The 25732-nt window shown below is 40.9% G+C and carries 22 protein-coding genes and 1 riboswitch; of the genes, 16 read left to right on the plus strand and 6 right to left on the minus strand.

Annotated elements, in window-relative coordinates; all coding sequences use genetic code 11:
- Positions 1–74: 74 nt before the first annotated feature.
- Positions 75–2642: a clostripain-related cysteine peptidase gene (locus I7804_RS03950; RefSeq protein ID WP_248405048.1), complete on the plus strand. Its 2568-nt coding sequence runs from the start codon at positions 75–77 to the stop codon at positions 2640–2642.
- 178 nt (positions 2643–2820) lie between these two features.
- On the opposite strand, the gene I7804_RS03955 is transcribed toward I7804_RS03950, so the two are convergent.
- On the minus strand, positions 2821–3597 hold the full coding sequence (locus tag I7804_RS03955; protein WP_248405049.1) for a flavin reductase family protein: 777 nt from the start codon (positions 3595–3597) through the stop codon (positions 2821–2823).
- Between the two features lie 416 nt (positions 3598–4013).
- Here I7804_RS03955 and I7804_RS03960 point away from each other — a divergent pair, with 416 nt between their 5' ends.
- The 7 genes from I7804_RS03960 (at position 4014) to I7804_RS03990 (ending at position 11452) form a co-directional block, all read left to right on the plus strand.
- Positions 4014–5081: a GntR family transcriptional regulator gene (locus I7804_RS03960; protein WP_248405050.1), complete on the plus strand. Its 1068-nt coding sequence runs from the start codon at positions 4014–4016 to the stop codon at positions 5079–5081.
- A 79-nt stretch (positions 5082–5160) separates the two neighbouring features.
- Positions 5161–6663, plus strand: a complete 1503-nt coding sequence (gene araA / locus I7804_RS03965) for an L-arabinose isomerase (RefSeq protein ID WP_022754137.1) — start codon at positions 5161–5163, stop codon at positions 6661–6663.
- 150 nt (positions 6664–6813) lie between these two features.
- The gene (locus I7804_RS03970) at positions 6814–8406 is read left to right on the plus strand and encodes a xylulokinase (RefSeq protein ID WP_248405051.1); all 1593 of its coding nucleotides are present in this window, start codon (positions 6814–6816) and stop codon (positions 8404–8406) included.
- A gap of 173 nt (positions 8407–8579) precedes the next feature.
- Positions 8580–9290: an L-ribulose-5-phosphate 4-epimerase gene (locus I7804_RS03975; protein WP_248405053.1), complete on the plus strand. Its 711-nt coding sequence runs from the start codon at positions 8580–8582 to the stop codon at positions 9288–9290.
- A gap of 127 nt (positions 9291–9417) precedes the next feature.
- Positions 9418–10251, plus strand: coding sequence for a transketolase (locus tag I7804_RS03980; RefSeq protein ID WP_022754140.1), 834 nt, complete (start codon positions 9418–9420; stop codon positions 10249–10251).
- A 10-nt stretch (positions 10252–10261) separates the two neighbouring features.
- Positions 10262–11203, plus strand: coding sequence for a transketolase family protein (locus I7804_RS03985; protein ID WP_022754141.1), 942 nt, complete (start codon positions 10262–10264; stop codon positions 11201–11203).
- Positions 11204–11266: 63 nt separating this feature from the next.
- The gene (locus tag I7804_RS03990) at positions 11267–11452 is read left to right on the plus strand and encodes a hypothetical protein (protein ID WP_248405054.1); all 186 of its coding nucleotides are present in this window, start codon (positions 11267–11269) and stop codon (positions 11450–11452) included.
- A gap of 93 nt (positions 11453–11545) precedes the next feature.
- Here I7804_RS03990 and I7804_RS03995 read toward each other — a convergent pair whose 3' ends face one another.
- The gene (locus I7804_RS03995; protein WP_248405056.1) at positions 11546–12670 is read right to left on the minus strand and encodes a helix-turn-helix domain-containing protein; all 1125 of its coding nucleotides are present in this window, start codon (positions 12668–12670) and stop codon (positions 11546–11548) included.
- Positions 12671–13006: 336 nt separating this feature from the next.
- Between I7804_RS03995 and I7804_RS04000 the strand changes: the two genes are divergently transcribed.
- From I7804_RS04000 to I7804_RS04025, 6 genes are all read left to right on the plus strand, one after another.
- Positions 13007–13828: a PDDEXK nuclease domain-containing protein gene (locus I7804_RS04000; protein WP_248405058.1), complete on the plus strand. Its 822-nt coding sequence runs from the start codon at positions 13007–13009 to the stop codon at positions 13826–13828.
- 214 nt (positions 13829–14042) lie between these two features.
- Complete coding sequence (locus I7804_RS04005; protein ID WP_248405059.1) at positions 14043–14750, plus strand: aminoglycoside phosphotransferase family protein; 708 nt, start codon at positions 14043–14045, stop codon at positions 14748–14750.
- Between the two features lie 21 nt (positions 14751–14771).
- Entirely contained in the window at positions 14772–15422 is a 651-nt protein-coding gene (locus I7804_RS19070) for a CD3324 family protein (RefSeq protein WP_331477850.1), read from the plus strand.
- A gap of 142 nt (positions 15423–15564) precedes the next feature.
- Positions 15565–16083 carry a GNAT family N-acetyltransferase gene (locus I7804_RS04015; protein ID WP_073385793.1) on the plus strand — a complete coding sequence of 173 codons (519 nt, stop codon included), beginning with the start codon at positions 15565–15567 and terminating at the stop codon, positions 16081–16083.
- 475 nt (positions 16084–16558) lie between these two features.
- Positions 16559–17041 (plus strand): RNA polymerase sigma factor, encoded by a 483-nt coding sequence (locus I7804_RS04020; RefSeq protein WP_248405061.1) that lies wholly within the window; start codon positions 16559–16561, stop codon positions 17039–17041.
- A complete protein-coding gene (locus tag I7804_RS04025) occupies positions 17031–17612 on the plus strand; it encodes a DUF4179 domain-containing protein (protein WP_110072274.1) in 582 nt (193 codons plus the stop codon). The genes I7804_RS04020 and I7804_RS04025 overlap by 11 nt, the downstream gene beginning before the upstream one ends.
- Positions 17613–17776: 164 nt before the next feature.
- Here I7804_RS04025 and I7804_RS04030 read toward each other — a convergent pair whose 3' ends face one another.
- On the minus strand, positions 17777–19501 hold the full coding sequence (locus I7804_RS04030; protein WP_248405063.1) for a methyl-accepting chemotaxis protein: 1725 nt from the start codon (positions 19499–19501) through the stop codon (positions 17777–17779).
- Positions 19502–19588: 87 nt separating this feature from the next.
- Positions 19589–19664: riboswitch (cyclic di-GMP riboswitch) on the minus strand.
- A gap of 276 nt (positions 19665–19940) precedes the next feature.
- Between I7804_RS04030 and nspC the strand changes: the two genes are divergently transcribed.
- Positions 19941–21164, plus strand: coding sequence for a carboxynorspermidine decarboxylase (nspC, locus tag I7804_RS04035; RefSeq protein WP_248405064.1), 1224 nt, complete (start codon positions 19941–19943; stop codon positions 21162–21164).
- A gap of 103 nt (positions 21165–21267) precedes the next feature.
- Complete coding sequence (locus tag I7804_RS04040; protein WP_248405066.1) at positions 21268–22128, plus strand: DNA-3-methyladenine glycosylase family protein; 861 nt, start codon at positions 21268–21270, stop codon at positions 22126–22128.
- A 78-nt stretch (positions 22129–22206) separates the two neighbouring features.
- On the opposite strand, the gene I7804_RS04045 is transcribed toward I7804_RS04040, so the two are convergent.
- The 3 genes from I7804_RS04045 to aguA all read right to left on the minus strand — a co-directional run bounded on the left by I7804_RS04045 (position 22207) and on the right by aguA (position 25604).
- Positions 22207–23247 (minus strand): ATP-binding protein, encoded by a 1041-nt coding sequence (locus I7804_RS04045; RefSeq protein WP_248405068.1) that lies wholly within the window; start codon positions 23245–23247, stop codon positions 22207–22209.
- 266 nt (positions 23248–23513) lie between these two features.
- Positions 23514–24377, minus strand: a complete 864-nt coding sequence (aguB, locus tag I7804_RS04050; RefSeq protein WP_110072270.1) for an N-carbamoylputrescine amidase — start codon at positions 24375–24377, stop codon at positions 23514–23516.
- A gap of 66 nt (positions 24378–24443) precedes the next feature.
- Entirely contained in the window at positions 24444–25604 is a 1161-nt protein-coding gene (gene aguA / locus I7804_RS04055) for an agmatine deiminase (RefSeq protein ID WP_248405069.1), read from the minus strand.
- Positions 25605–25732: the final 128 nt, after the last annotated feature.

The following is a 25732-nucleotide window of genomic DNA, read 5'->3' on the forward strand; positions in this document are numbered from 1 at the left end:
CGGATTTTGTGATATTATTGTAATGGTATACAAATAACAAATGATCTATTTATAGTAATAGCGTGAGGTTAATTATGGCAGATAAACGTCCACATTCAAGAACCAAAACACCATCTTCGGGAACAGGTCATGTCAGTAAAAGGGGCAGTGGCACAGGTCACGGTCAGGTCGGCAACATAGGAGGCCTTCACGGGCAGCAAGGCTCAGGCTCATCTTCTCGTCCGGGAGCATCTTTTGGATCATCTCACAAAAAAGGTAGCAGCTACGGCTCCGGAATGGGAGGCGGCTATTATGGCTCAGGTTCAGGCGGCCCTTCATATGGCGGCATGAAGATTCTTCCGCTACTTGTAATCATCGCGGTTGTATTCTTTTTTGTAATGAGAGGATGTGGATCGGATTTCATATCTTCTGATTATTATGGTCAGGATACAGGTACTACCACATCTACCCAGGGTACCGGAATAGGTGGAAGTTCATATCAGGGGACATCTTTTTCTACAACGGGGTCAGGTTGGATGACAACGCAGTCATCAGCTTATCAGGATACATCTATGTCAGCAGTTGATACATCCGTTGATGCATCAGCAAGAGATAAGTTCACTAAGATCAAAGGCGGCGGAGAAGACACTGTAACAGTAATGGTATACATGTGCGGAGCTGACCTTGAGTCAAGGAGCGGTATGGCAACCAGAGACCTTAACGAGATGGTTTATGCCGATATCTCTGACAAGGTCAATGTCATCGTAGAAACAGGCGGTGCCAAAAAGTGGCAGAATTCTGTAGTGAGCGCATCTACCAACCAGCGCTGGAAGGTTGAAAAGGGCGGTCTTAAAGCCCTTGATAAGAATGTTGGCAAGAAGCAGATGACTGATCCAGATACTCTCGTAGACTTTGTAAATTATGCCAAAGAGAACTATCCGGCAGACAGATATATGCTCATATTCTGGGATCACGGCGGAGGATCTGTATCAGGATATGGCTATGACGAACTGTATCCTAACAGGACCATGACAATAGATGAGATACAGGCAGCTCTTAAAAAGACAGGCATAACCTATGACTTTGTAGGATTTGATGCATGTCTTATGGCCGGAATGGAGACAGCTATGGCTGTAGAGCCTTGCGCTGATTATCTGATCGCATCGGAAGAGACAGAACCAGGTACAGGCTGGTACTATACTAATTGGCTTACAGATCTTTCTAATAATACATCTATTGCTACAGTAGATCTTGCCAAGAGGATCATAGATGACTTCACATCAGCAAGTGCATCAGCATCATCCAGATCCAAGACAACTCTTTCTATAATAGATCTTGCAGAGTTCAAGGGAGTGATCCCTGATGTTCTTGCAGGTTTTGGTACAAGCCTTAATGCTCAGCTAAAGAGTGAAGATTACCAGCAAGTAGCCAAGGCAAGGAGCGATACAAGAGAGTTTGCAAGTTCATCTCATATAGATCAGGTTGATCTTGTGAATTTCTGTAATAATCTTGGAACAGATGAAGCAATGAAACTCGCTGATGCTGTCAAGGGATGTGTTAAGTACAATAAGACCTACAATGTGACCAATGCCTATGGAATGAGTGTATACTTTCCGTATAGTTCACTAAAGTCAGTGAATTCTATGGTCAAGATCTATGAAAACCTTGATATGGACGGATCATATTCGGATTCTATCAAGTCTTTTGCCACATTGGAATCATCAGGACAGATAGTTACATCTCAGGCTCCGCAGGGTACGGGACTGTTTGATGTATTGCTGGGAGGAACCGGATCATCGTCGTCTTCATCTTCATCGGTAGATCTTACCTCTATACTGATGCAGGCTCTGTCAGGATCAATGACTAGCACTAATAGTTCATATTCCGGTTCGGGATCTGGATACGGATCACTGCTTGACTATGCATCACTTCTTGGCGGAAGCGGAATCGTAAGTAGTGATTCGATATCAGATATAGCATCACTTCTTGGTAATAGAGCTGTGATCACTTCAGATGATCTTGCTCTTACAAGTAAGGGCGGTCAGGACGTAGTAACACTTTCAGATGAGCAGTGGGCCCAGATGAAGTCAGTAGGTCTGAACGTATTTGTAGATGATGGCGCCGGATATATAGATCTTGGAATTGACAATGTGGCATCTTACAACGATGACGGAGATCTTATAGTATCTTATGACGGAACCTGGATGGCTATAAACGGTCAGGTTGTCGCCTTCTATATATGTCAGGATGACTATGATGAAGAGACAGGATATTACTACACCATGGGATATATACCTGCTGAGCTTAACGGAGTATATGTCAACATCCTGGTAGAGTTTAGCTCTGATAATGAAGAGGGAGTTGTACTTGGAGCCAGCGAAGTATATGAAGGAACGGATGGCGAGAAGACGTTCTCTACAGAAGGTAAAGGGATGATCGAGATCACAGAAGGAGATGAGATAGACTTCTTATGTGACTACTACTCATATGACGGAACGTTCCAGGATAGCTATTATCTAAATGATACGTCTCTTGTAGTGGGATCTGATGGCCTTTATATACAGACACTTACATTGGACAATGAAGGTATATATTATAGCTATAGACTGACAGATTATTACAATGCCAATTACTGGACACCAGTTAAGAAGCTGGAGGGATGATAGCGGGAGATTTTATTCTGCCTGTCCCCCTACAAAGACTTTGTGAACGCTGGTCTGTCCAAGTGGGAAGTAGTTTGATATCATGAATATTACAAAGCCTCCAAAAGTTAGAATAAACCTGACTTTTGGAGGCTTAATTATTGACATTATATATACTAATTGCAGTATTTTGATTATTTTAGTGCTTATTATTAGAGGTTCTATTTCCTTTTTTTGGCTTTTCCTTACTTGCGTTTTTCCCAGATAGTGCTTTCTTTGAAGCTTTATCTTTTTTGCTTTTTTCACTATTTGCTTTTGCAAAGGAAGGATCTTTCTTTTGCTTTGCATTTTTGGCTGTCTGCAAAGGTTTACTTTTCTTATCTTTAGAAGAAGGGGTCTTGTCTTTGGCAGTCTTCTTCCTGACAGCGAAGCCGAAGGTTCCGAGCTTGTCACCAAGTTCTCTGTAAGTGCCATGCTCATAAGCGATCATACCTATGTCGTCCATATGGAATGCGTTCTTGCCATCCATATATCTGTCATCAACATGTACAGCTACAACCTCTGCAAGGAACATGTCATGAGTGCCAAGTGGCAATATCTGAGTGACTTTGCATTCGATAGACACAGGGGCTTCCTCGATCATAGGAGCTGATATTACAGAACTCTTGGCTGGTGTTAAGTGACACTCTTTGAATTTATCAACTTTACGCCCTGATGTGCAGCCGCAGTAGTCGCAGGCATGAGCCAGAGCCTTGTCCGGAAGATTTATAACAAAGCATCCGCTTTCTTTGATCATCTCATAGGAGTGTCTTTCTTTTCTTACAGAGATATATGCCATAGGCGGATCAGAACAGATGGTGCCGGTCCAGGCTATGGTTATTATATTGGGTTTACCATCAGTGCCCTGACAGCTGACCATCACGGCAGGAACAGGATATATAAAATTACCGGGTTTTGGAAATTGTATTTTGCTCATAACGATATTCCTTTCTGAGGAAAATGTTCTATGGATTAAGCATAACGAACCCTGAGACCATAAGTCAAGGGATGCCCCGGAAGAGCCTCAGAAATGACCACAAGTGACGGATACAAGGGAATATTTTCTTATTTGGGATCAAGATAGATGACCTTTCGACTGCGCTGCTTAGGGGCATGTGACAGGCAAAGTTGTACATATACATCTTGCGAAAATTGTACATGATTTTTGCACATGTATTGTTGACAGCTACGCCACTGATATCTATTATAAAGATACAAGTTTGCACCACATGACAGCGGACTTGCAGATTTCTATATTAATTTAACTCAAAGTTATACCAATCAGTAAAAGTTGTACACGTATATGCTGAAAAGAATACAACTTCAAAAAAATACAACACAATAAGGATGATTATGGCCAAATACCAGGAGATTGTCGGATGGATATCCGAGCAGATTGATAAGGGGGATTATCCTCCGGGGAGTAAGATCCCTTCTGAAAACGAACTATGCAGGAAGTTTGGTATCAGCAGACAGACTGTGCGTCATGCCATTGCCTATCTTATAGAAGATGGCAAGCTCACAGCTGAAAGGGGAAGCGGAACCTATGTTAAGGGAGACTTCGTTGAGAACTCTTCCAAAAGGATCGCAGTAGTTACCACATACGTTGACAGTTACATATTCCCTAAGACGATTCAGGGAATTGAGAACAAGCTCACAGAGTATGGCTACACCATGCAGCTGTCCTTTACAGGCAATACTTTCACCAAGGAGAGAGCTATCCTTCAGGACATTCTTGATAACGGGGATGTGGCAGGTCTTATCATAGAGCCTTCCAGAAGCGCTCTTCCCAATCCAAACATAGATCTTCTTACAGAGCTTGAAAGAAGGGGGACCAGGATCCTGTTCCTTAACAGCAACTATACACAGCTTCCTTTTCCTCACGTATCCCTTGCGGATAAGGAATGCGCATATCATGCAGTAAGAGAGCTTATACAAGCCGGGCACCGCAGTGTCGCATGTATCCTTAAGCTTGATGACAGGCAGGGACATGAGCGTTACAGCGGATATCTCAAAGCCATGATGGAAGCAGGTCTCCCTGTCAGGGATGAATGGGTTGTATGGCTTGATACAGATGATATCTCACATATGAAAGACAATTATGAAAGGATCCGCAGGAGATTTGAAGGCTGCACAGCGCTTTTTGCCTACAATGATCAGGTTGCAGTGGATGCAATAGGCATCCTACAGGCAGCAGGGATCAAGGTTCCTGGTCGTATGTCTGTTGTGAGTATGGATGATTCTGACATGGCCATGATGAACGGCCTTGCCCTTGATTCTGTCCCGCATCCCAAGGAGAGACTTGGAGCCAAGGCAGCAGAGAATATCATACATCTTATACATAACAAGGATTTCGAAGGAACATTTGAATTTGTAGAGGATGTGATCCAGAGAGGCTCTGTCAGGAGTATAAAGAAGTAAGCAGGAATCCATAAAGACTTCACATACATTTTTTATCGTTCAATAAACCGCTTTTAGGTATTTTATAGGAGGAAAAGAAATGAAGCTTAACAAAAATTACAAGTTCTGGTTTGCAACCGGTTCACAGGATCTGTACGGAGATGAGTGCCTTAACAAGGTAGCAGCTCATTCTAAAGAAATAGTTGCAGGCCTCAATGCAAGCGGCAAGCTTCCCTTTGAAGTTGTCCTTAAGCCTACACTTATAAGTCAGGCATCAATAAGACAGACCTTCAATGATGCCAACAACGATCCCGAGTGCGCAGGCGTTATCACATGGATGCACACTTTCTCACCTGCCAAGATGTGGATACTGGGCCTTCAGGAGTATCGTAAGCCCCTGTGCCATCTCCACACTCAGTTCAATGAAGAGATCCCTTATGACACAATTGACATGGACTTCATGAATGAGAACCAGTCAGCTCATGGTGACAGAGAGTATGGTCACATCGTATCCCGCATGGGTATCGAGCGCAAGATCATAGTAGGACACTGGCAGGATCCTGAAGTTGTAGAAGAGCTCTCCGGCTGGATGTACACAGCAGTTGGCGCCATCGAGTCATCACATATCCGTGTATGCCGCTTTGGTGACAACATGAACAACGTAGCTGTCACAGAAGGTGACAAGGTTGAAGCTCAGATCAAATTCGGCTGGGAGATCGACCACTACAACGTTAACGACCTTGTAGAGATCGTAGATGCTGTATCAGAATCAGATGTTAATGCTCTTACAGATGAGTATTACTCCAAGTATAAAATCCTTCTTGAAGGTAGAGATGCTGATGAGTTCAGAAGACATGTAGCAGTTCAGGCTCGTCAGGAGATAGGACTTAGAAAATTCCTTGAGGACAATGATTATCATGCAGTAGTAACACACTTTGGAATGCTTGGCGGTCTTAAGCAGCTCCCGGGACTTGCTATCCAGAGACTTATGGAAGATGGATACGGCTTTGGCGCAGAAGGCGACTGGAAGACAGCAGCACTTGTACGTCTCATGAAGCTCATGACAGCAGGCAAGAAAGATGCCAAGGGCACATCATTCATGGAAGACTATACATACAACTTCGTTAAGGGCAAAGAAGGTATACTCCAGGCCCACATGCTTGAAGTATGTCCATCTATAGCTGACGGAGAGATTTCTATCAAGGCTTGCCCTCTTTCTATGGGTAACAGGGAAGATCCTGCACGTCTTGTATTTACAGCTAAGGAAGGAAAAGGCGTTGCTTGCTCACTTATAGACCTCGGTCACAGATTCCGTCTTATCATCAATGCTGTTGATGTTAAAAAGACTGAAAAGCCTATGCCAAAGCTTCCAGTAGCAACAGCTTTCTGGACACCTGAACCTGACCTTAAGACAGGCGCAGCTGCATGGATCCTTGCAGGCGGAGCTCATCATACATCATTCTCATATGACCTTACAGTGCAGCAGATGGTAGATCTTGCTGATACATTTGGTATAGAGAGCGTTGTAATTGACAAAGACACTAATCTAAAGAGCCTTAAGAACGAACTTAGATGGAATGAGATGTTCTTTTCAAGACGCTAAATGATCTTGATAGTATTTAAATAGAATATAAGCAATAAATATATTTGGGGAAAATTAATTGCTTTTCCCCAAATATATATCTCAAATTTCTCTAAACAGATGAAAGCTTGAGCATATAAATGGTATTGAAAGAAGATATAAGGAGAGACTATGAGTAGCGAAATCATTAAAAGTGGTAAGACAGTAGTTGGAATAGAGTTTGGTTCTACCAGAATCAAAGCTGTTCTGACAGATATGGATCACAACGTGATCGCACAGGGAGGACACACCTGGGAGAACAGACTTGAGAACGGAATCTGGACCTATTCACTTGATGATATATGGTCAGGACTTCAGGACTGTTACAAGAATCTGGCTAAAGATGTCAAAGAAAAATATGGCGAAGACCTTACAAATATAGGTGCACTTGGATTTTCTGCCATGATGCACGGCTATATGGCATTCGATAAAGATGGCAACCTCCTTGTACCATTCCGTACATGGAGAAATTCTATAACACAGGAAGCTTCCGAGAAGCTTACAGACCTCTTTGGATATCACATCCCTCAGAGATGGTCTATCGCACACCTGTATCAGGCGATTCTTAACGGCGAAGAGCATGTCAAGGATATTGCCTTTGTTACAACTCTTGCAGGATATATCCACTGGCAGATGACTGGTGAGAAGGTTATCGGTATTGGCGATGGTTCAGGTATGTTCCCTATCGACTCTTCCATCAAGGACTACAACCAGAAGATGCTGGATCAGTTCGATGAGCTTATAGCTGACAAGAACCTCCCTTGGAAAATAAGAGACATCCTTCCAAAGAACCTTGTAGCAGGAGAAAAGGCAGGAGTTCTCTCAGAAGATGGTGCTAAGAAGCTTGATGTAACAGGTACACTTCAGGCCGGCTGCCCTGTATGTCCTCCTGAAGGAGACGCAGGTACAGGCATGGTAGCAACCAACTCAGTTGCTAAGCGTACAGGTAACATCTCCGCAGGTACATCAGTTTTCTCAATGGTGGTTTTGGAAAAAGATCTAAAGAAAGCTCATGAAGAACTTGATCTTGTAACAACTCCTGATGGAGAGCAGGTCGCAATGGTACACTGCAACAACTGCACATCAGATCTTAATGCATACGTAGGCCTCTTTAGAGAGTTCGCTCACCTTACAGGTAACGATATCAGTGACAACGACCTTTATGGCAAGCTCTATCTCAACGCTCTTGAAAACGGAGATGCAGATTGCGGCGGCCTTATGGCATACAACTATGTATCAGGTGAGAACATCACAGGTTTCAATGAAGGAAGACCACTCTTTGTACGTCGTCCTGATGCCAAGATGAACCTTGCCAACTTCATGCGTACACACCTTTATACAGCACTTGGTGCTCTTAAAGCAGGCAATGATATCCTCATGAAAGAAGAAGGCGTTCAGGCTGACTACTTCTATGGTCAGGGCGGATTCTTCAAGGTTAGAGGCGCTGGTGACAGAGTTATGGCAGCAGCTCTTAACACAGAGATCCGTATGATGGAGACAGCTGGTGAAGGCGGACCATGGGGCCAGGCTATACTTGCATCCTTCATGCTGGAAAAAGAGGATGGAGAAAGCCTTGAAGCTTACCTTGCAAATAAGGTATTCAAGGAAGGCAAGGTTGAATCCTGCATGCCTAATGCAGAAGATGTAAAGGGCTTTGATAAGTTCATGGAAGACTACCTTGCAGTACTTCCTGCAGAGCGCGCAGCGGTCGAGACACTTAAATAATGATTAGGCTTGCATCCATGCAAGCCAATACAATCACCATTTAAGTGTAGTCACGTCCTGTGACGGACACTTAAATAAATAGTAAATACATCATATAAGTGTATCAGGTAACGATACACTTATATGAATAGTAAAAAATTATCTATACAATAGGTATATAGGAGATTTTTCAAATGTTAGAAGAGTTAAAAAAGAAAGTTTATGAGGCGAATATTCTTTTGCCAAAGTATGGTCTTGTTACATTCACTTGGGGCAACGTATCTGAGTTCGATCCTGAGACAAGGCTCTTTGTAATAAAGCCAAGCGGCGTTGATTATGATATCATGAAGCCTGAAGATATGGTTGTTATGGATCTTGATGGCAACAAGGTTGAAGGTGATCTTAATCCTTCATCTGATACACCTACACATGTTGAGATCTACAAGGCTTGGGCAGATAAGGGTATAAAAGGCATCGTACATACTCACTCATCCTATGCAACAAGCTGGGCTCAGGCTGGCCGCGGCATTCCTTGCTATGGTACAACTCACGCTGATTACTTCTATGGCGAGATCCCTTGCGTCAGATGCCTTACCAAAGAAGAGATAGAAGATGCATATGAAGAGAACACAGGACATCTTATTGTTGGTGAATTCGAGCGTATGGGCAAAGATCCTATCGCTGTTCCTGCAGTACTGTGCAAGAACCACGGCGTATTCTCATGGGGCAAAGATGGCAATGAAGCTGTACACAACTCAGTTGTAACAGAAGAAGTTGCCAAGATGGCTTACAGATGTGAGACAATTAATCCTCGTGTACAGCCTGCACCTCAGGAGCTTCAGGACAAGCACTATTATCGCAAGCATGGTGCCAATGCATACTATGGCCAGTCCAAAAAATCGTAACGTCTTTGTCAATTTGACAAAAACTCGTAAATAATTGGCAAGAAATACATGGACGTATCTGTATACATATGTTAAAGTTGTAACGGTTATAGATAGTACTTTACAAGTGAATTAAAGGAGAATAACTATGACAAACAAGGAACTTCAGAAAACAGCTAACGAAGTCCGTAAGGGTATTGTTACAGCGGTTCATGCAGCAGGCGCAGGACATCCGGGTGGATCACTGTCTGCAGCAGATATTTTTACATATCTGTATTTTGAGGAGATGAACATCAATCCGGAGAAGCCCGCAGATCCTGATCGTGACCGTTTCGTTCTTTCAAAGGGACACACAGCACCGGGACTTTACTCTGCAATGGCTCAGCGTGGATACTTCCCGGTAGAAGAGCTTACAACACTGCGTAAGCTTGGATCAAGACTTCAGGGACATCCAAGTATGCAGTATCTTCCGGGTCTTGATATGAGTTCAGGATCTCTTGGACAGGGTATCTCTGTTGCTTGTGGAATGGCACTTTCTGCTAAGCTTAACAATAAGGACTACAGAACTTACACACTGCTTGGTGATGGTGAGATCGAAGAGGGACAGGTTTGGGAAGCAGCTATGTTCGCTGGATTCCGTAAACTTGATAACCTTGTTGTCATCGTAGATAACAATGGTCTTCAGATTGACGGACCTATAGATGAGGTTTGCTCACCTTATCCTATCGATAAGAAATTCGAAGCATTTAACTTCCATGTGATCAATGTTGATGCTCATGACTTTGATGCGCTTCGTGCAGCATTCAAAGAAGCTAGAGAAACTAAGGGTAAGCCTACAGCAATCATAGCTCACAGCCTTAAAGGTAAGGGCGTTTCCTTCATGGAAGGCCAGGTTTCATGGCACGGCGTAGCACCTAATGATGAAGAGTATGCAAAGGCTATGGACGATCTTAACAAGATCGGCGAAGCACTTGAGGCTTGAGGAGGTTAAGATGAGCGAAGTAAAGAAGATTGCGACTAGAGATAGTTATGGTAAGGAACTTATAGAGCTTGCTAAGGTTAATGACAAGGTAGTTGTCCTTGATGCTGACCTTGCAGCAGCAACAAGAACCGGCTGGTTCAAGAAGGAATTCCCTGATCGTCACATCGACTGCGGTATCGCAGAGAGCAACATGATGGGCGTTGCAGCAGGACTTGCAACAACAGGCATGATCCCATTCGTAAGTACATTTGCTATGTTCGCTACAGGACGTGCTTTCGAGCAGGTTCGTAACTCAATCGGTTACCCACACCTCAATGTTAAGATCGGTGGAACACATGCCGGTATCACAGTAGGTGAAGACGGCGCCAGCCATCAGTGTAACGAAGACCTTGCACTTATGCGTACAATCCCTGGTATGGTTGTTATGTGCCCTGCTGATGATATCGAGGCAAGAGCCTGCGTAAGGGCAGCAGCTGAGCATGTAGGCCCTGTATATATCAGATTCGGCCGTGCAGCTTGCCCTGTTGTTAATGACAGACCTGATTACAAGTTCGAGCTTGGTAAGGGAACACTCCTTCGTGAAGGTAAAGATGTAAGTATCATCGCTACAGGTATCGGAGTAGGCGCAGCTCTTGAAGCAGCGGAAAAGCTGTCTGCTGAAGGTATCGAAGCAGAAGTTGTTAACATCTGCACTATCAAGCCTATCGATAGAGAGCTTGTAGTTGCAACAGCCAAGAAGACAGGCAAGGTTGTAACAGTAGAAGAGCACTCAGTAATAGGCGGTCTTGGAAGCGCTGTATGTGACGTTCTCTCAGAAGAGTGTCCTACAGTTGTTAAGAAGATCGGTATGCAAGACAGATTCGGTGAATCAGGATCTGCAGCAGCTCTTGTTAAGAAGTATGGTCTTGACGGAGAAGGCGTATACAACTCTGTAAAAGAGTTCCTTAAATAATTTGGTTCGCCAGAGGTATAAGTTTTAATTAAAGCCAAAAAAGCCGGAGATGATCTGACTTTTTTGGCTTTTCCTTTTAAAAAGAGACCGGATGTAACCTTGGAGGTTAGCTTCCTTGATGGAGAATACAAAGGGAACAGAGTATCATTTACAATCCCTGCCGGAACAGATACTATGGGCCTTGTAGATGATAATGGCTATTCCGGATTCTTGTACCTGGCAGGTCAGTTTGGTTTAATAGCAAATTAAAACACATCTTTTCGCTGTGTATGCTAAAAGAAAAAACAGTTATTGCTTTTGGGGTAGGTACGCACCTCATTATTAGCAATAACTGTTTTTTGATCATATATCAATGCGATGTTCGCCTAAGCGGTTTCGAAGAGTATTGAACTGTTCATCGTCTCCAAAATAGTTTGATAGCTCATCGAGGCGATATGAAAGCATTTCTGTTTCTGTGCCAGAGAAGTATTTTCCGTTTCTTATCATGTCACTTGTAGCGAGGTCACAGAATGGTGATGTGAACTTGTACACTTTCTCCTTATCAAGTGAATCATAGTAAGTTGCCATCTTTTCTGCTTTAAGGAGATACTCTATAGCTTTATCTTTCTGATCCATCATGGTGTAAAGTTCAGCTATTCGCCTATAGTTCCAACCGAGCTTTCGTGAGTATTCAAAGTAGTTGCCATCTGGAATGATAGTCATGAGAATAGTGTTTGCAGCTTCGATATATTCGAGCTTCTCTTCAGGTGACATGGAAGTAGTGAATCCATATTCTTTTTGAAAAGCGATTTTCACAAGTATATCAGAAATATAATTTGCCATATTTAAGATATTATCCTGAAGCTGTTTCTTCTTATCATCTCCAGACTGTATTTCGCCAAGCAGAATCTCTTTTGAATGCATGATATCTGTCATGCTGTTGGCAATTTTAATAGCTTCATTTGTATTACCAGATTTCATGTAATAGGTAGATAACAGAGCAAGTGCTTTGGAACGGTCTGTCTCATCTTTGCTCTCGTCAACAACTTTCTGACACAGCATACGTATCTGCTCAGAGAAGTTTTTATCGCGGTAAAGAGATATCTGCTTACTGTTTCCACCTTCAAAGAGATCCATGACCTTTGCAAGATTAGTGCAAAAATGCAGGTCGCGAGGAAACATCTTTCTTGCTTCAAGCATCACTTCATATGCACCATCAAGGTCTCCTTCTTTTCTAAAATTCAGATATTTTTGTTCAAGCTCTGACTTTGTAATTTCAGATTCTTCATCTTCAAGACCGAATAAGTGATCAGTCGATACCCCAAAGAATCTGGCTATAACAGGAATAAGGCTTATATCAGGTGTGGATATCCCATTTTCCCATCTGCTGATACTTTGAAATGAAACATTGAGTTCCTCTGCAAGTTTTTCCTGCGTCAGATTTTCTGCAATCCTTAGTTCTTTTATTTTTGTCCCCAAATTATTCATGATCTTCTCTTTTCTATTATTGCAATAATATTGTATTCAGCTGTAAGTAAAGTGTAGCAAAGAAAAAGCATGGATTACATATCAGCATACGTGAAAGTGTATTCTCATTATATGATATAAGCTGTTTCGAGAAATCATAGAATAAGTGAATAGAAGAAACTTAGTGCGTTCTAATCGTACAGAGAGCAGGTTTTAAACTATGAATTCAATGACAAATGCATATCCAAACGGTATAATTTGTGTATTGAGGCAACGGAGCAGAGTCTTATTATTTATATGGAGGAAGTAGCTGTGAAATCACAAATTGTGATTTCATGGGTATGAGAGAAGTGGGTTATGGATCAGAAATATAGAGATTCTGATTCGGAAATTTGGCACTCACAAGTGCCAAATTTGGAAGTGTTCCCCTTTGATGACTATTTGAGTATTGGGTTCACTCATCATAGGGTAATACTGAGTAAAGTCAAAAACTATGAGGAACGAATATTTTATATTTCTGAATGTGCACATAGTAAGTGGGGAACCCGTGAATTAGAGAAAATGATTGATGAAGATTTATATCATCATCAAGGTACTCTTCCTAACAACTTTGCTCAGACAATGACACCTGGCATGCAGGCCCTAAAGGCAGTTAGTACTTTTAAGGACGAATACCTTCTGGATTTCATCAATGTAGAAGAAATAGATGTTCGTGATACTGCAGATATAGATGAGAAGGTTGTTGAAAACTCTATTGTTAACAATGTAAAGAACTTCATTCTTACTTTTGGAAAGGACTTTGCATTCATTAGCAATCAGTATCACTTGGATGCATTCGGAGAAGATCAGTATATCGATTTGCTTTTCTTCAATAGAGAACTGAACTGTTTGGTTGCTGTAGAACTCAAGAGAGGAAAGTTTAAAACCTCGTATTTAGGACAGCTTCAGGGATATTTGAGTGTGCTTGATGGCTTTGAAAAGAAACCTCATGAGAATCCTGCCATTGGTCTTATCCTGTGTAAAGATATGAATAAATCATTTGTGGATTATGTTATCCAAGATTATTCAAAGCCTATAGGAGTAGCAACATATAAAACATCAAGGGATATGTCAGAAGAGCTAAGGAAGGCGCTGCCGGATATAGAAGAACTAAAGAGGCTGCTTGATACAGAAGAATAGCAAACTGTTTTATATGACGGTCGAACACGCATGGAGTCTGGATTTCAGGCTCCTTTTTGTTACAATAAATGAGTGACACTAAATAGGTATAATTCAGTTATAACGATTCTCTCTATTTGAATAAAGCGCTACTGCTGTTATTATCATAATTGTAAAAGCGCTGATACAAAAGGGATTACAACATTACGCAAAGCAAATAGATGAGGACAATAACATGAATAGAGACATTTTTATAAGAAACCTTACTAAAGAAAAAATAGAGATGAGCCCCAAGGGCAGAAAAGCTGGTGAGCTTTCACCTGAAGAATTTGAGAAGTGCTATGAGAACTTTTTTGACATGATCTTCGAGATCGCTGCTACTGATGTATCTGCAGTGGAAGGTTACGGAGAATTTGATGAGAATAACAAGGCTCCATACAAAACACTGGAAGAGTTTATCCGTGCAGACATGGTAGAAGAACCTGAAGATGGTTATTGGAAGAACTGGAAGGAAATGTTCGGAACAACATTTCTTGAAGAAGACTACTACAACGAGATCGCAAATAAAGCTCTTAAGTATGTACCATTCTGTGAAGGCCAGAGATACCTTGCAAACAACAACACCTTCTTTTGCAATATGATCGTAGATGATGATGGAAAAACTTACTGTGCTGACTGGGGAAGAGCCGGAATCATGGATTTCATGATGGATTTTGCAATCCTTGATCTTAACAAGCCATATCTCCTGGTACCGGAAAAGCTCTATGAGTATGCTAAGAAAAAGAATATAAAGATTGATAATTTCAAAGAGCGTTTCTTATGCATGGCATATTACAAGGGAATCGTTACACTTAGATGGCACGCATCAATTGATGACCTTGAATCATGCGAGTCTATCGTTAAATCCCTTAATGCCTTAGAAGGACGCATGGCAAAACTATAAGAAAAGCGTGGAAGATACCCAATGAAATATGAAAACGCCAAGAATATACTTCCTGAAAAACTATTAAAAGAAGTTCAGAAGTATGCAGAAGGAAAAGTGATATATATCCCTAAGCAGGAATCTGCCAAGGGTTGGGGGGAAGCATCCGGCTATCGTGACAGGCTGGATAAGCGTAACGCCATGATATGCAATCGTTATTCTGCCGGTCACTCTATCATGGAAATAGCGGAAGAGTTCTACCTTTCACCGGAGACCATTAAGAAACTTGTTTATGGTAAAAAGGTGAATCTACCCATGTTTTCACCAACTATCACTTCAGCAGAGAATTATGCATCACAGGGCCTTGGAGAAGAATGGGTACGGACTTATCTGAGCTCGATGGATGAAGATGTTCCTGACTATTCAGAATACTTTATGTCAGAACTTGTCAGGATTCCACTGCGGCTCATTAGCATAGACACTGATGAGCCGGTGGATTCCGGCGCTGAGGATTTTTCGGATCTCCCACTGATAGCCATTTATAAGAATCATACATTTTCTGTACCTTATCAGCAGGAATATCTGAAATATCTAAAGCAAGAAAAAAGAAACTCCCATTACGCCTTTGTTTTTGCAAGAAATGAAGAGTACAGGTTCTTCTGGAATAATTTTGGGAAAAACTTCCAGAGATAGAACTGTTTAACTCAAAAGATAAGAAGTTACACATAAGTTGAAAAAATCTAAAAATGCTATGTTTTATTCAGGAGAGTTTTATTCAAAATGATTTTATTAAAATTGATTTGAATAAAAATAATTTGAATAAATTGGAGGATTTATGAGTAATATTTTATTAGAAACAGACAGATTAAAAATAACAGAAATGACAATGGACATGGCGCTGGATGTCCACAAGAACTCCCTGGATGAGGATATCAGAAGATTCGTTCCGGATGAAGTTTTTGAAACACTGGAAGATGCGCAGGAAACCATAGAGTTTATAATGTCTCAGTATGGCTCTACTGAAGGACCACTTATCTACGCGCTCATCACCAAAGAAGATGACAAGAACATAGGTTATGTTCAGCTTGTTCCGATTGGTGATGGAAAGTGGGAGATCGGTTACCATGTAGCAAAGCAGTATACTAAAAAAGGCTATGCTACAGAGGCAGTAAGTGCATTCCTGCCTGTTATGGCAGATAAAGTCGGCGTTTCAGAAGTTTATGGAATCCGCCTTCTTGAAAATAAAGCATCAGGCCGCGTATTGGAAAAGTGCGGATTTGAAACCTTTTTCACAGGAGAAGGTCCATATCACGATGGCGTATTTGAAATAAGTAAGAGTGTTTGGAAAAAGTGAATTGACACTTTTTAGTATGTAATGTATATTGTTTTCATTACAAAAATTAAGGAAATATACGTATGAATTTATTATTACTGACAAACAGCTTAAGACGCAGAGCAAGGAGACATAAGTTCTTGTAACTATCGCATTTATCCGCATGGTTACAGGAACGTATGTCTTGTTGCCGTGCGGTGCTGTTAATAAGTAATATGAGCAGAACCGTAATTGATTTAGCAGATTGCTTTAAATCTATTGCGGTTCTTTTTTTATCAAAAAACCATAGGAAAGGAATTAGGGCATGAAGGAAAAAATCAGTGAAGCAGTAGTAGAGATACTGGGATTAAAAGATGGGGAGGATGCATTATCATCAAGTAGTATGCAAAATTAATCGTTCAAACTTGTAACCTTTTGGACTCCACAACTGTAATAATAATATAAGGCCTTATTTGAAGTACTTAAAACCTAAAAATACTCAGAAATGAGGGACAACATGAGATTACCTGTACAGGAACTAATGAATATGTACAAGAATAATGTCTATGCCGCGGCATTTAGTATATGCAAGAATGCCAGTGATGCAGAAGACGTTGTTCAGGAGACATTTCTAAAGTACTACATGACACACAAAAATTTTGATGACGAGCAGCATATTCGCGCATGGCTACTCAGAGTGGCAATCAATAAAGCCAAAAATATTCAGGCATCTTTCTGGCACAGGAATGGAGTACCGTTAGAAGATTATATAGAAACTCTATCTTTTGAAACGCCGGAAAGTAGAGACCTATTCGAAGAAGTTATGAAGTTGCACGAAAAATATCGCGTTGTAGTTCACCTTTTTTACTACGAAGACTACAGCGTCAAAGAGATAGCCAATATCTTAAAGATTTCAGAAAGCAATATAAAGGTAAGATTATCGCGCGGTCGTGCAATGCTTAAAAACGCACTTAAGGAGGGATGGGAAGATGAGCAATAGAGATAATTATAAAAAAGCTTTCTCTGCATTACAGACCTCCTGCGACTTTTCATTGGAGGATGAAAAAATGGCTATATTAAAGAGGAAAGCAGTAATAAAGAACGTAGTGGCAGCAGCTGCAATATGTCTTGCAGTTATTGCATTATCAGGAACAGCATATGCAGCTAATGTTGGAGGTATCCAGAGAATCATCCAGCTTTGGATCCATGGTGATCAGACAACAGCTACCATAGAATTTGACGGTGCTGGTAATTACACAATGGAATATACAGATGAAGATGGTAATATAAGAGAATCCGGAGGCGGAGGAATAGCGATAGAGCCTGATGGAACAGAAAGACCTCTTACAGAGGAAGAGTTACTGGCAGACCTTGTTAATGATGTTGACGTGGAATACTATGATGACGGTAGAGTTATCCTGTATTTCATGGATCAGGTAGTGGATATCACTGACAAATTTGAAGATGGTCGCTGTTATGTTTTTCTTGATGGAGAGGATGAAGATCTGTACGTAACAGTCAGGTATCAGAACGGCTGGGCCATAAGCCCTGATAAGTATCCGGAATACTGATCATGCACAGCCCAAAACAATTGTGACTATCAGTGCAAGCGTTAGAAGCTGCACAACAAAAGGCGAAATGAGAACATTAAACTCATTCCGCCTTTTGACATTTTATATGCGCCATATAATCGCGCGTTTATTTATATATGATAAGACTTCAGCAAACAATAGAATTATTCAGTCGCAAGCTGGAAGAAATTCATCTTCTGGTTAAGCGAATCTGCAAGATCCTTAAGATCTGATGCTGAGTTACTGATAAGTGCAAATGTAGCATTGAGTTCTTCCATAGAAGCATTGGTCTCTTCTGTAGAGGCTGCGTTCTGCTGAGATATAGCAGAAAGCTCTGCAATAAGGTCGATGAGCTGAGCCTTGGAAGAGTTGAGCATATTAACCTTATCAGATATTGTCTGGGTGTTCTGCTCTACGCTGTTTACTCCTGTTACAACGCCGTCCATATCAGACTTTGTGCTTGTAAGCTGGGAGCTTTGCTCATTGAAGGCTGCATTTAGTTCTTCTATTATTTCCATACTCTTAGTAGAGTCTGTTACGAGATCTTCTACTATCTCATTGATAGTTGTAGCAGCTGTACTTGACTGCTGTGCAAGAAGACCTATCTCATTAGCAACTACGCCGAATCCCTTACCATAGTCACCGGCTCTTGCAGCTTCGATAGAAGCGTTAAGTGACAGAAGGTTGGTCTGGCTTGATATCTCAGTGATAGAGTGAGATGCATCAGCAATCTTCTTAACAGCGTTGTTGGTAGCTTTGATCTGAGCATCGATATCAAGCATTGAAGCCATAACAGTCTTGTTCTGTTCCATAAGGCCGTCGAGAGCTTCGACAGTTCTCTTGGCAGCAGTGAGCATCTGGGTTGTAGCACTTGAAAGGTCTTCTACGCTTACTCCGATCTCATCAATGCTATCACCCATTTCGTTAGTATTAGAAGCAGATGTCTCTACGCTTTCAGCCTGAGATACAGCACCTTTACTGATATCACCTACAGCTTCTGCAACCTGAGTTGATACATGTGAAGCTGTTTGAGCTGATGTAGAGAGGCTATCACCTGACTTTGTAACTTCACCCGAAAGTGCAAGTGTTGCAGAGATAACTTCGTTTAGCTTGTTCTTAAGACCGTCAGCACTTCTTACAATGTCACCAAACTCATCTTTACGACTAATATTCTTACTATCAAATGATGCAGAAAGGTCTCCATTGCCAAGCTTTTCAAGACCACTTACAACGTCTTTTACAATTTTCTTTGATACAAGAAGCATTGTTAAACCGATGATGAAGCTTATTAATAGTACAACTGCGCTCACAGCATTCATTTTCATTGCAGCAGAAGAAAGACTGGATTCCACATCTTCTGTAGATCTTCCTGCAAAAATCATTCCAACTACTGATCCGTCAGAGTTTCTGATAGGGAGATAATATGCATACCAGCTGTTGCCACCAATCTCAAGATCTGTAGAAAGGTATTCACTGCCACCGCTGATAACGGTACTGGTAACTGCTTCGGAGGCGGTTGTTCCTTCCATACGAAGGCCGGTATCTGCGTCAGTCAGAGTTGTTATCTTTCTAACATTTTGGAAGAATACTGTATAAGATATTCCGGTTTTTTCACTAAGTGAATCTAGCTGACTCTGAAATATGTCATGAATAGCTACGTCACCCTTCATAAGTTCATTATCACTGTTAAGTGACCAGTCGCCTGACCATTGACTTGCCATCTCGGATACTTGTAGTGCAGATATATGAAGTTCTTCGGCAAAAGAGTCGTAGTAGGCTTTTTTGACCATAGACACGCCTACAGCCGTTACAATAATAGACATAGCTATAAGCATAAGAAGAGCAGTACCGCACAATTTTCCAATAAAAGAGAATTTAGATTTCTTCATTTGTAACCTCATTCATAAAAATAAGCACGAAGGACCAATGTCTACGTGCTTAAATGTCTGAAAGTGATCACGATTTCAGATTCATATAAATGCAACTGGCTGACATTTCAAAGTCCCTGTAGTTTTGCGTCACAGACTTTCGTCTGCTTTGCCTTTGTTTTTGTTTTCGTTAACACACAAAACGAAATTATACATAGTTGCTATTTCATTGACAATATAAATAATCGACAAAATAAGTAATAGTATTTGATAAAACGTTTGGGAAAAATATATAATCGCATAGAAATCTTTTTTGTTGTAGATCAGCCCTATCAACGATTTTACCCACATGCCGACATGATGTATTATAAATCGTAGGCATTGAAGTGTTTTTGTGCCTAGAATCCTTATATAAATTTTGTAGATATATGAAGACATTAGAAAGAAAACGAGGTTAGCCATGGAATTTAATAATGTACCAACACCATCTTATATAATTGATGAGAAGAAGTTGAAAGAAAACCTTGAGATATTAAAAGATGTAAGTAAAAGAGCAGGTTGTAAGATACTTCTTGCCCAGAAAGCATTCTCTGCATTCTGCGAATATCCCCTTATTGGGAAGTATCTTGCAGGAGCAACTGCAAGTGGCCTTTTTGAGGCAAAACTTGGTCAAGAAGAAATGGGACTTGAAAATCATGTCTTCTCTCCGGCATATAAGGAAGACGAGATAGAAGAGATTGCAAGAATATGCGATCACGTGATTTTCAACTCTTTTGCCCAGCTAAGTAAATATGGAAAGATCGTAGCTGATATTCATCAAGATCAGAATGATAAATCTGGAAGAATCGAAGGAGCAACTGATAGTAAAGAAAGCACTAATGAGACTTCGAATCTAGGAATCGGCCTTCGCATAAATCCGGAGTGTTCCACGCAGGAAGATGCTATCTACGATCCCTGCGCACCCGGATCAAGACTGGGGATAACCTTATCTTCATTTGAAAAAGGCTTATCAGACTATAGTGATGTATTTAACTATGTTGACGGCCTCCACTTCCATACTCTTTGCGAACAAAATAGTGATGATCTTGAAACAACTCTGAAAGCAGTAGAAGAAAAGTTTGGTAAGTATCTATCACTCCCCCAGATCAAATGGCTCAACATGGGCGGTGGTCACCATATCACTCGTGCAGACTATGATAGAGAAAAGCTTATCAGTTGTATAAAAAATATAAAAGAAAAATACAATGTAGAAGTATATCTCGAACCTGGCGAAGCCATCGCCCTGAATGCCGGATATCTTGTAACTCAGGTTCTTGATATTGTAGACAACGATCTTAAGATACTGGTACTAGATGCATCAGCAGCATGTCATATGCCTGATGTTCTGGAGATGCCATATCGTCCTCCGCTTAGAGATTCAGGTGAGGCTTCTGAAAAGAAGTACACCTACAGGCTCTCTTCCTGCACCTGCCTTGCAGGGGATATTATAGGCGATTATTCTTTTGACCAGGAGATACAGATAGGAGACAGGCTGGTATTTGAAGATATGGCTATATACTCCATGGTCAAGAATAACACCTTCAATGGAATGTGCCTTCCATCAATATATGCCATGGATGAAACAGGTGACGTAAGACTTATTAAGAAGTTCGGCTATGAAGACTTTAAGATGAGATTGTCTTGATAACATAATAACTAACCATATGTTTGAGGATTGTTGGAGTTTTGTATAAATGTATCAATCTTCAAACACATATTTTTAAAACTTATAATACTTGGAGTTTGTCATGAAGAAATTAGAGCTTAAACAGTTTGATCTTGCGCAGATTGCAGACAGCGGTCAGTGCTTTAGGTGGACCAGAATTATGGAAGATGAGACAGGTGGTGCCACATCTGATATAGAATCCGGAAAGATTAAATACAGGATAATAGCATTTGGCAAGATCCTTAACATAGAGCAGGATATGACATCTGGCATTGTCACCATGGATTGCAGTGATGCAGACTTTGATAATATCTGGAAAGATTATTTTGACCTTGATACAGATTACGGCAAGATAATAGATCGTATTCCGGAGGATGACAGTTATTTAAAACGTGCTGCTAGTGCCTGCGATGGAATCCGTATTATAAGACAGGATCCTTGGGAGACCCTTATTACTTTCATCATATCTCAGAGGAAAAATATACCTGCCATAAAAGCATCTGTTGAGAAAATCTGTAAGGCAGCAGGAAGTGTAATAGGAGAAGCCGATGGAGAGAAGCTATACGCTTTCCCTACACCGAAGCAGCTTTCATCTTTATCTATGGATGACTTAAATGCCTGCAGCCTTGGCTACCGCGCCCAGTACATATATAAAGCAGCCCGCGCTGCTGTTGATGGAGTAGTTGATCTTGATAAGTGGAAGAGCCTTGGTGATGAAGAGCTTTTTGACAAACTGTGCTCATTGTACGGAGTTGGCAAGAAGGTTGCAAACTGCACTATGCTCTTTGGTTTCTACAGACTTGACTCATTCCCGATCGATGTATGGATGAACAAGATACAGGATAAATATTATCCGGAAGGCTTTCCTATAGAAGCATACCGCCCTTACGGAGGAGTCATGCAGCAGTATATGTTTGCATACGAAAGAAGCATTGATTTCTGAATCAAAATGTAATTGCAGGATTTATGGAGAATAATAATGATCACTCGTTATAAATATTACGAGTGATCATTATACGTTTTATTCATATGTACTTGCGACAACTTCAAATCGTGGAAGCAGTAAGGAGACATAACCGTGTCCTGAGGACATGATTATTCCTCTTTTTATAAGTCTGTCGCGATATCTTGAGAAAATAGAGGATGTCATACCGGTTTTTTTGCATATTTCACTAACTTTTGTTTCATCTTTTTTTATTGCAAGAACAACATCTTTATCCTGCTTTGATAGAGATGACCATATTTTTTTGTATACAAAATCATCCAGCATATCATCAAGTTTTAAAAGAATATCGCTTAGCTCCATTTCATCTCTATGTTCATAGTAGAGAAGACCAAGCGCTTGAAAAGCGAAGGCATATCCCTTGGTTATCCTTGCGAGGTTCTTTGCACTATCAACATCAATTTGAAAAATATCAGAATATTGTTTTGTTATCTGATGTAGGCTAAGAGGCTCTAGAGATATTTTGGGAGTTCTTAGAAGAAATGTTAGAGCCGGATCGTTCTGAATTGCATAAATATTTTCATATAAACCTGTCATTAATAAGAAAACAGGATAATCTTTCCTTACAAATATTTGGAACTGGCTGGCAAAGTGACGCATATTTTCATCATGCATTACTTCGTCAATAGTAATGACCACTTTCTTATTATGCTTTTTTAATGAAGACAGTATATTATCTATGATACTAACGCTGTCTTGTGGAGTATCATTTCCATTAACACCAATACCAAAACCTGCAATTGATATATTAAATCCTTGATTGAGGAAATCAGGAATTTTTTTGCAAGAGTCGATTAACCGCATGGCGCAGTCGTTGATCAGATTCTGTGTGGAGTTAAGATCTATTACTATCCAGTCTTTGTTTTTTCTAAGTTCATTTGTTATGGAAGTCATAAGGACTGTTTTACCACTGCCCCTTATTCCTTCTATGAGATACGCTTGGCTGATTGGATTTTCGGCCTCAAATGTACTTAAGATCATGTCTGTATTTTCATATCTGTTTATATATTCATTTGGTTGTTTTCCAAAGGTAAGGGTGAATGGATTATTCTTCTTCATATATTTATATCCTTTCATAATCCTTCATAGTTTAATTTGCTTTCATAATTCTTCATAATTTATTATACTTTCATAATTCTTCATAATTCAATATATTTTCATAATTCTTCATAATTCTTTTGGCCATCATAAAGTGCTGTGAATAGCACATTAATATAAAGAATGGCGATTTATAAGTGCGTATGACACTATAAATCGCCAATTGTGTGCCTCTTGCGGCGCATGTTTATTATAAAAGTATGATTTTGATCATAGAATTGTAGTTTCTATTTGTAGCATTCAGGTCGTCTATCCCTGAATACTCCCCAGCTCATACGCATATCTCTAAGTTCATCGAGATCAAAAGTCGCTGTAAGAACTTCTTCCTTGTCTCTTGATCCGTCTGCTACTATGGCACCTGTTCCGTCTGTGATAAAGGATGAACCATAGAACTTAAGGGACGATGACTGATTATTGTTCTCCATACATGGTATTACGGACTCTGTTCCGATTCTATTAGCAGCTGCAACAGGCATAAGATTGCAACCTGAATGCCCCTGCATACAGCGGCGCCAGTGAGGCATGGAATCTGTATCAAGAACCGGCTCTGATCCTATAGCTGTTGGATATAAAAGGATCTCAGCACCCATAAGAGCCATATATCTGGCTGTCTCCGGGAACCACTGATCCCAGCAGATTCCAACACCGACCTTGCCAAATCTGGTATCCCAGACTTTGAAGCCGGTATTACCCGGTGTGAAATAGAACTTCTCCTGATAGAAATGATCATCCGGGATATGGGTTTTCCTGTATACTCCAAGTATACTGCCATCAGCATCTATCATAGCGATAGTGTTATACAGGACAGTTTCATCCTTTTCATAAAAGCTTATTGGCATGACTATTCCAAGCTCAGCCGCAACCTTTTTAAAATGGTTAACGGCAGGATTGTCTGAAAGAGGAGTTGCATACTCATAGTAATCGTATCTTCTCTCCTGACAGAAATACGGGCGCTCGAAAAGCTCAGGAAGAAGGACTACGTTCGCACCCTTTTGGGCTGCTTCACGAACAAGCTTATCTGCTTTTGCAATATTCTCATTAACGTTAGATGTCATCTGCATCTGGCATGTTGCGATAGTAACTTTTCTCATTATCGTATTATTATCCTTTTAATTATCCTTGATCGTCACTTCTATTTTTAATAAGTGGGGCTATCGTTAATTTGCAGGTATCTGCTGCGTTATACAGTGGATATTGCCGCCACCTACGATGATCTGTCTTGCAGGTATCCCTATAACTTCTCTGTCAGGGAACAGGGCTTTAAGTTTTTTGATTGCAGCCTTGTCATTAACATCTCCAAACTGGGGAACAAGGACTGCTTCGTTACAGATATAGAAATTTACATAGCTTGCTGCAAGCCTTTCGCCTACCTGCCTTGTATCTTCGCCTTCTGCAAACTCGTAACCCTCAAGCTCTTCTTCCTTGATACATACAGGCTTTTTAGGAATTAGCAGCTTGTGTACTTTGAGCTTACGGCCCTTGGCGTCCTTGGTACTTATAAGTACCTGTAGGTCAGCTGCGCTCATCTTGTACTGTGGATCATCTGTATCATCTGTCCATGCTAGGACTATTTCGCCGGGCTTTGTGAAGGCGCAGACGTTGTCAACATGTTCGTTGGTTTCATCATTATATATGCCATAAGGGATCCAGATGACTTTCTTTGCTCCCAGCATGTTGCAGAGCTTGTCTGTGATCTTGGCTTTTGACATCTTGGGGTTACGGCCTTTGCTAAGAAGACAGCTCTCCGTAACTATAACTGTTCCTTCGCCGTCAGAATGGATAGCGCCTCCTTCAAGGACGAAATCCTGAGCATCATATACATCTGTATCAAGAGCCTTACATATCTTAGATGCTGCCGCGTTATCATTCTCATAATCCGGATACAGACCGTCTATGTCTCCGCCCCAGGCATTGAACTTCCAGTCGATACCTCTTATACTGCCTCTTTTGTTAGTAACAAAAGTAGGTCCCACGTCTCTTGCCCAGCTGTCATCAGTAGGGATCACAAGGACATGTATGTTAGAGGAGCCTTCTTTGAAAAATGTATCAGGTACTGCCTCTCCATTTTGTACATCGATGATATCTGCATCAAGAGATTTGGCAGCATCCTTGGCATGCTCCTTATCTGCCAGCATATACATTACTTCATGCTTGGCAATCTCTTTTGCAATCTGAGCGAAGACTTTCTGAGCTTCTATTCCTCCATAGGGCCAGGAACCGGGCCTTACAGGCCAGATCATTATTGTTCCAATATGCTTTTCGAATTCGCCAGGCATATGGAAACCGTCAGCCTTGGGCGATGTAATTAGTTTTTTCATATATTCTCCGGAATCTATATATTTTGCCATAAACAGTCAAACAGGAAATCTATATATGCAGATTTCCTATTAGTGATATTTAATATTATTGGGACTTTGCACTTGCCAAACATACGCCACCCTTTGAG

The organism is Butyrivibrio fibrisolvens, assembly GCF_023206215.1.
In the GTDB taxonomy this organism is placed as follows: domain Bacteria; phylum Bacillota; class Clostridia; order Lachnospirales; family Lachnospiraceae; genus Butyrivibrio; species Butyrivibrio fibrisolvens_C.